Raw genomic sequence first — 6,272 nt, forward strand, 5'->3', positions numbered from 1 at the left:
CCGGCGGAGACGACCCCATGAGCATAGCGTCGGAGTTTCGCGCCTTTATCGCGGGCGGAAATGTAGTCGACCTCGCGGTCGGCGTGATCATCGGCGGGGCTTTCGGCAAGATCGTCTCCAGCCTGGTCGACAATGTGATCATGCCCCCGATCGGGCTGCTGCTGGGCGGGATCGACTTTTCCAAACTCGAGTTCGTGCTGAAGCCGGACGACCCGGTGACCGCCGCGGTCGAGAAGGTTTCGATCCAGTACGGCGCCTTCGTGAACACCATCATCCAGTTTCTGATCATCGGCTGGGTGGTGTTCCTGATGGTCAAGACGATCAACCGGATGCGCAAACCGCCCGAGGGCCCGCCGGCCGATGTGGTGCTGCTGAGCGAGATCCGCGACCTGCTGAAGTCGCGCAGCTGAGTCTCGCCACGCACGGCAAGACATCGCTCATCGGCGTGGAGTAAGACAGCCGCGCCATGCCCACACGCCTAAAGCCCACGCGCCTGGAGTACGTCGTCGACGGCGTGCGACTACGGGCCCTGCTTTCGACAGCCGCGCTTGAGAACCTGGGCGATGAACTGGCCCAGCGTAAGGCGGCGCTGGAGGTTCTGAAGGCCGCGCTGTTTCGGGGAAGGATGATCGCCAAGGAGCGGCTGGAGAACGGCGCCGGCGGCATTGAGACCGCGCGGCTGCTGTCAGGCGTCACCGACGAGGTGGTCTCCGCCCTTTGGGACTTCACCACCGTTCACATCTTTCGGGCGCGCAACCCCACCGAGGGCGAGCGGCTGGCGTTGATGGCGGTGGGCGGCTACGGGCGCGGCACGCTGGCGCCCTTCAGCGACATCGATCTCCTGTTCGTGCGACCCTACAAGCAGACCGCGCACGCCGAGAGCGTGATCGAGTTCATGCTCTATGCGCTGTGGGACCTGGGCTTCAAGGTGGGCCATGCGTCGCGCACAGTGGAAGAGTGCGTCAGGCTGGCGCGCGAGGACTACACCATTCGCACCTCCATCCTGGAGGCGCGGCGGCTGACCGGCGACGAGGCGCTCGCGGCGGATCTGGTGCGTCGCTTCGAGAACGAGGTGGTGCGCGGCACCGGCGCGGAGTTCGTCGCCGCCAAGCTTAAGGAGCGCGATGAGCGCCACGCCCGCGCGGGCGCCAGCCGCTACATGGTCGAGCCCAACATCAAGGAGGGCAAGGGCGGCCTGCGCGACCTCAACACCCTCTTCTGGATCGCCCAGTATCTGAATCCCGGCCAGTCGATGGAAAAGGTGTTGCAGCTGGAGATGTTCGAACGCCGCGAGGTGCGGGCGTTCATCCAGGCGTTCGACTTCCTTTGGGCGGTGCGCGGCCATCTGCACTTCGCCACCGGCCGGCCGGAAGAACGGCTTTCCTTCGACCTGCAACCGGAGCTGGCCCGCCGGATGGGATATGGCGACCGGGGCGATGCGCCGGCGGTAGAGCGCTTTATGCGGCGCTACTTCCTGATCGCCAAGGACGTGGGGGCGCTGACGCGCGTGTTCGCCGCCAAGCTGGAGGCCGAGCAGTTCAAGTCGCAGCCACGCGGAATTTCAAGGTTCATCCCGGGCCGGCAGGTGAAACGCAAGCCGCTGGACGAGCCGGGATTCCATGAGGTGGGCGGCCGGCTGGACGTGGATCCGGGCCTGTTCGAGACCGACCCGGTCAATCTGCTGCGGCTGTTCCGCATCGCAGACCAGCGGAACCTGGACCTGCATCCCGACGCCTTCACCATGGCCTCGCGCGCGGCCACCCGGATCACCTCGGCGGTGCGCCGTGATCCGGTCGCGGCGAAAGTGTTCCTCGACATTCTGGCGCGCGGGCGTGATCCGCGCACCACGCTCACGCTGATGACCGAGTGCGGGGTGTTGGGCCGCTACCTGCCGGAGTTCGGGCGGATCGTCGCCCAGATGCAGTTCAACATGTACCACTCCTACACCGTGGACGAGCATACGCTGCGGGCCGTAGGCATCATCGCCGAGGTGGCGGCGGGGCGGATGGGGGACGACCATCCGCTCGCCACCGCGATCATGCCGCTGATCGCCGACCGCGAGGCGCTGTTCCTGGCCATGCTGTTGCACGACACCGGCAAGGGCGGCGCCGGTGGACAGGAGGTGGCCGGCGCGCGGGCGGCGCGTCAGGCCTGTGAGCGGCTCGGGCTGGAGCGTCCCAAGATCGAGCTGGTTGCGTGGCTGGTGGAGCATCACCTGGTGATGAGCGACTACGCCCAGAAGCGGGATGTTTCCGACCCTCGCACTGTGGCGGACTTCGCTCGGATCGTGCAGACGCCGGAGCGGTTGCGGCTGCTGCTGGTGCTGACGGTGGCCGATATCCGGGCAGTGGGCCCAGGCGTCTGGAACGGCTGGAAGGGCCAGCTGCTGCGCGAGCTCTATGCCGCGACTGAGGCGGTGTTTCGGGGCGGTCGTGGTTCGGACGCCGCGGCGGCGATGCGGCGCTATCAGGAGAATGCGGCCTATGACGCAAGGGTGCGGCTGGCCCGGGCCGATCCGGCCGGCGAAGCCTGGGGCGACGCCATGGAGGACGCCTACTTCACCGCCTTCACCGACGAAGAAGTGCTGACCCACGCGCGCCTGGCCCGCACCGGCGACGCAGCGGCGGAGGCTCGGGTAAGGCCTGACCTGAACGCCTCAGAGGTGGTGGTGGCCGCGGCTGACCGTCCACGCCTGTTCGTCGACCTCGCGGAAGCACTGACCGCAACCGGCGCCAATGTGGTGGGCGCGCGGGTCTTCACCTCGCGCGGCGGGCGGGCGCTGGATGTTTTCTATGTGCAGGACGTCACCGGCGCACCGATAGGCGCCAGCGATCCGCGCGCGCTCAGCAGGCTGGCGGACGCCCTGGCGGCGGCGGCCCGCGGGCAGCCTGCGGCGCGGGAAATCCGCAGGTCGGACTTGAGCCGCACGGCGGCCTTCGCCATCACGCCGACGGTGATGCTGGACAACGACGCCTCGGAGGCGGCGACGGTCGTTGAGGCTTCGGGCCGGGATCGGCCGGGCCTGTTGGCCAGTCTGGCGCGCACGCTCTCCGACGCGGGCCTGTTGATCACCTCGGCCCATATCGACGGCTATGGCGAGCGGGCTGTGGACGCCTTCTATGTGGTCGACGCCGAGGGCGGCAAGGTGACCGACGCCAAGCGTGGCGCGAGCCTGAAGGCCCTTATGCTGGCGGCCCTCAATGACGAGGTTGAAGCTCCGCCGAACCGCCGCACCGCGCTTCAGCGCGCCCGAGCCAGCGTGGCGCGGTAGGGTTTCAGGGCGCCGTGAGGTCGAGCGTCCAACCGGCGGCATCATGGAATTCCGGACGGGCGCCCGGATGGGTGACGGCCCAGTAGGAAAGACTCCCGTCGGCGGCCTCGACCACCATGGTGGCGCCCAGCCGCCATGCGGCGTCTGTCGGCAGGTCCAGGCGCCAGACGGCCTCGATGACGCCTTCAGAAGCGCCGATCTCGATCCGCATCCGGGGCGGTCGCAGGGGCGCATCGCCCATGCCGGACCTGAAGCTCGAGAACCGATAGGCCGCCCAGGCGCCATGGCCGTGGTTCAACTCGCGATAGCCAGGAGCGGGCGGCGCCTGGATGAAGGCCTCGAAACAGGTGCGTCGCCAGAGGAAGTCGGTCCGCCCTTCGCCGCGCGCCGGCCAGACCAGAAGGTCGGTGACGCCCGAGAGAATCCAGCGGAGCCTCAGTTCCCCGTCGGCGGCGCGTTCGGCGTGAATCTCCGCCGCGCCCAGGACCGCGCTGGGCGTCGCGGGGTGTGGAACCAGGGCGGCGCGAGCGGAGCTCATCGAGCGAACCGCAGCTCCGGCTGGCGTGCGGCCAGGGAATCCTCGGGCAGATGGCAGGTGAATGTGGCGCCGGCGCCCGGCTCGCTCTCCAACGCCACCCATCCGCCATGCAGTTCCGTGAGCGCCTTGACCAGCGCCAGGCCCAGGCCCGGACCGCCGCGCTCACGACCGATGAAGCGGTCGAAGATGTGCGCCTGGACATGGAAGGGGATGCCGCGCCCGGTGTCGGCGACCTGAAGCTGGACGACCCCGGCGGATTTCCGCGCCGCGAGACTGACCGTTCCGCCCTGAGGCGTCTGGCCGAGCGCATTTTCCATCAGGTGATCAAGCACCTGGGCCAGGCGGCGGCGGTCGCCTCGGATCACACCGACGTCCTGCGGCGGCGCCATGATGATGGACACCTGACCAGCCTCGGCCTGGGGCCGCCAGCGGGCGGCGGTCTCGAGCAGGAGTTCGGCCACGTCGACCGGTGTGACATCGAGCGCCATCTCGTCGGCGTCGATCTCGGCCATGTCGAGCACATCGTCGATGGAGCGGGCGAGCTGGGTGGCGGCGGCCTTGACCGCTCCGGCATAGGACCGGGCGCGTTCGGGATCGCTGACCCCGTGGCTCTCCAGCATCTCGGAATAGCCGAGAATTGTGGTCAGCGGGGTGCGCAGTTCATAGGAAACATTGCCGACGAACTCACGCTTGAGCCGCTCGGCCTCGCTCAACGCCGCCTCGCGGTCGGCCAGCGCACTCTCCAGGCGGCGCGCGTCGCTGACGTCGGTGAAGGCGATCAGGGTCGCGCCGTCCGGCAGGGGGCGCGTGCGATACTCCACCAATCGGTCGTCGGAGGTTCGAACTTCGCCGCCCACCGGCATGCGCGCGGCCGGATCGGTGTCGGCGACACGGCCCTTTAGCTCCTGCCAGAAGCTCTGATCGTGCAGGCGGTGGACGCAGAGATCGACCACGCCCTCGAAGTCGCCAGCCGCTTCGATCTGCAGAGGCGTGATGTTCCAGAACCGTTCGAAGCTCTCGTTGTGCAGGCGCAGGCGACCATCGGAGCCGAACACCGCGACCGCGTCCGACAACTTGTCGAGCGTCGCCTGCTGCACCTGAATCAAGGCGTTGAACTGAGCCTTCATCCGAAGCTCGCCGGTGATGTCGGCGAACAGGATCAGCAGACCGCCCATCGGGTGTGGCTGGCGCGACACCCTGAGTGTGCGGCCGTCGGGCGTGCTCCAAAGGTCGTCAGGCTCAGCCTCGAGGCGCGCGTAGCGCTCGAGCTCGGCGGCCTTCCACTTGGCGTAGTCGGCGGTCTCCGGCAGGCGGCGACGCTGGCGCAGGCGATCCATGATCTCGCCATGGGTGGGGCGTTCCCCCAGCCAGGCCGGCTCCAGGCCCCAGAGCTCGGCGAATGCGGTGTTGTGGAAGCTGAGGCGTTTCTGGCCGTCGAACACCGCCACGGCGTCGTCGATGCGGTTCAGGGTTTCATCGTGCGCCTCGATGTAGCGGCGGGTCTGCTCGCGGGACTCTTCCAGGTCGGTGACATCGTCGGTCCAGACCCCGACGCCGCCGCCTTCCAGCGGCTGGGCGGTGACCTTCAGCGCCCGACGCCTGCCACCCAGGCTGAGCCAGCGCAGACCCTCGCGGCGCTGACCGAGGTTGGCGGCCTCGGCGGCGAGGCCATCGGCGCCTCGGTCGAGCGTGGCGCCGGCGCGGGCCGCCGCGTCGAGGTTCTCCACCCCTGCGGCCTCGGCCCAGGCCGCATTGACCCAGATCGGCGAGCCGTCCGCAGCGGCGATCCAGGCGGGGGCCTTGCGGGCGTCGACGAAGGCGGCGAAGCGCGGCGCGGTCGGCAGGCCCTCGCCCTCACCCAGCACGGCGGAGACCCGAAGCCAGGCCAGGGCGCCGGCGGCGCGCCCCTCGACCGTGACCACTCCTGCGCGTCCGGTGACTTCGAAGGCGCAGGGTTCGCCCCGCTCTGTCAGACCGCGCAGACGGCGCGCATGATCGGGATCGGCGCGCATCAGGGCCGCCAGCAGGGCCTGGGGATCGGGCGCGCCAAGCCCCAGCGCCTCGCAGCAGACTGCGAGGCTCTCCGCGCCCGACGCCAGCAGCGCCTGGCCGTCTTCCACCGCCAGGAGGGCGGAATCGAAGGCTTCGGTGGAGGCCTGGGCGGTCTCCGCAGCCGCCTCCAGGGTCCGGATACGCGCCCTCAGACGGGCGGCCTCGTGGTCGGCGGCCCGGCGCTGGGCGAAAGCCCAGAGGACGGCTGAGATCGCCAGGCTCACCGCGCCCGCCGCCGCCGCCAGCATCAGTTCGTGCGTGCCCATCGACGCCCCGGCGAATCACCCTGCCCGACTCTAAAGCCGCCCTCGCCGTTCCGCCCGCGCCGAATTTCAGCGATGATGGCCTTGCGATGAGCGCGATCCTCTATCCCATAGCCGTATCGGTCGAGCAGGCATTGAACCGCCCTCT

Annotated in this window: 4 protein-coding genes; 2 read left to right on the forward strand and 2 right to left on the reverse strand. The window is 69.2% G+C overall.

Going from position 1 to position 6,272, the window contains the following annotated elements; all coding sequences use genetic code 11:
- The first annotated feature begins 17 nt into the window (after nucleotides 1-17).
- Together mscL and ACIQ3R_RS13840 are read left to right on the forward strand one after the other, a co-directional pair.
- Nucleotides 18-410 (forward strand): large-conductance mechanosensitive channel protein MscL, encoded by a 393-nt coding sequence (gene mscL, locus ACIQ3R_RS13835; RefSeq protein WP_397419448.1) that lies wholly within the window; start codon nucleotides 18-20, stop codon nucleotides 408-410.
- Nucleotides 411-466: 56 nt separating this feature from the next.
- A complete protein-coding gene (locus ACIQ3R_RS13840) occupies nucleotides 467-3,271 on the forward strand; it encodes a [protein-PII] uridylyltransferase (protein WP_397419445.1) in 2,805 nt (934 codons plus the stop codon).
- A 4-nt stretch (nucleotides 3,272-3,275) separates the two neighbouring features.
- Here the strand turns inward: ACIQ3R_RS13840 and ACIQ3R_RS13845 are convergent, their stop codons facing one another.
- Entirely contained in the window at nucleotides 3,276-3,809 is a 534-nt protein-coding gene (locus tag ACIQ3R_RS13845; RefSeq protein WP_397419446.1) for a DOMON-like domain-containing protein, read from the reverse strand.
- The gene (locus tag ACIQ3R_RS13850; protein WP_397419447.1) at nucleotides 3,806-6,127 is read right to left on the reverse strand and encodes a PAS-domain containing protein; all 2,322 of its coding nucleotides are present in this window, start codon (nucleotides 6,125-6,127) and stop codon (nucleotides 3,806-3,808) included. Before ACIQ3R_RS13850 ends, ACIQ3R_RS13845 begins: the two co-directional genes overlap by 4 nt.
- Nucleotides 6,128-6,272: the final 145 nt, after the last annotated feature.

The sequence above is a fragment of the Phenylobacterium sp. genome, from assembly GCF_044371015.1.
Lineage (GTDB): Bacteria > Pseudomonadota > Alphaproteobacteria > Caulobacterales > Caulobacteraceae > Phenylobacterium.

What these genes read in the sequence shown, in the direction of transcription:
- ACIQ3R_RS13850 (WP_397419447.1), bottom strand. Translation starts at nt 6,127, where the DNA reads ATGGGCACGCACGAACTGATGCTGGCGGCGGCGGCGGGCGCGGTGAGC.
- ACIQ3R_RS13845 (WP_397419446.1), bottom strand. Translation starts at nt 3,809, where the DNA reads ATGAGCTCCGCTCGCGCCGCCCTGGTTCCACACCCCGCGACGCCCAGC.
- ACIQ3R_RS13840 (WP_397419445.1), top strand. Translation starts at nt 467, where the DNA reads ATGCCCACACGCCTAAAGCCCACGCGCCTGGAGTACGTCGTCGACGGC.
- mscL (WP_397419448.1), top strand. Translation starts at nt 18, where the DNA reads ATGAGCATAGCGTCGGAGTTTCGCGCCTTTATCGCGGGCGGAAATGTA.